Origin of the sequence: Duganella sp. CF458, from assembly GCF_900113115.1 — a bacterium.
In the GTDB taxonomy this organism is placed as follows: Bacteria; Pseudomonadota; Gammaproteobacteria; order Burkholderiales; family Burkholderiaceae_D; genus Rugamonas.
Window position 1 is genome coordinate 1 of record NZ_FOOF01000060.1, and the last position, 1,210, is coordinate 1,210.

Here is a 1,210-nt window from a genome sequence, read left to right on the forward strand (position 1 = left end):
TCGCCGTCGGTCCCTTTCAGCCAATTACGCCGCAGGCGCCCGTCATTTTTCATGTGCCCGATTGCTGGCTCGATGGCGCTGCGGCGGCGGATGTCGCGCCGCAAGCGCTGGGTGATGTTTCGCTTGAGCTTGGGGTGGTAGACCTTGGTGCCGGGCTGGACATCCACGCCGCGATAGCCCAGGTCCACAAAGACTTCCTTGGGTTGGCAGTCGGTCAGGATCGACACCTGCTCCAGCGCTTCAAACAGCGTGTGTCCGTCGTACGGATTGCCAGGCATGCTGCGCATGCCGACCACCAGACCTTCCTTGTGCGTGGTGGCAATCGAGACCTTCACGCCGAACTCGTAGGGCTGGCGCGATTTGCCTTTGGCGATGCACCCCGCCTCGGGCGCGTGCAGGCTGTACAGCTTATTCTTGTCCTTCTGCTTTTGAGTCAACAAACGCTTGGTCTTGGCCAGCAAATCACCGGCCTTGCCCTGCATGGCTGCGGGCAGCTTTTCCACTTGGCGCTGCACGTCGCGCCACACCCGGCCTACCACTGTCTTCAACTTTTTCAGGCTGCCGCGCATACGCTTGTATTGCTTGGCATGAGCGTAGCGGCCAGTCTGTGCCGCCAGTTTCGGCGCTTCCCGGTTGTAGTTCTGGCGCAGAACCAAACCGCCTTCAGTGGCCAGCTTGACCAAGTGCTGCCTGGCCCGCTCCAGCAGTTTACTGTCGGTGGGATGGGCGATCGCTTTCTCCTGCACCGTGCTGTCAACGATAATTTTCTGGTAGCTCTGTGGCTTGACGACCTTGGTCGATTCGGCGGCCTTGATCGTTTGCGTCAGCATCCATTCCAAGCCTTCCTCGCCGATACGATTGCGCCAGCGCGTCAATGAACTTGGATCGATCGGCGGGCGGTGCTGGAACCAGGTTTCGCCGCAGAACAGCTGCCAATATGGATTCTCGACCCAACCCCACACCACGTCTTCGTCCGACAGGGCAAAGGTATGCTGCAAGTACAGCAGGCCGGCAATCAGGCGCGTTGGCGTGGCGGGACGGCCTCGCGACGATGGAAAGTGGGGTGCCCACTTTTGTTCAAACACTTGCCAGTCGATGTGCTTGGCCAATCTGGCCAGCGGGTGCTGCGGGTTCACCAACTCGTCTAGCCGTTGGCGAAACATGTCATTGCTTTGCGGTCCGACTGGCTTTGGTCCCATCTGCCCCTCTG

General features: G+C 60.1%; 1 protein-coding gene. It reads right to left on the reverse strand.

The window, feature by feature from the left end; translation table 11 throughout:
• Positions 1-1,199 (reverse strand): IS5 family transposase (locus tag BM269_RS28935; protein WP_090446067.1); only part of this gene is annotated, 1,199 nt, incomplete at its 3' end.
• Positions 1,200-1,210: the final 11 nt, after the last annotated feature.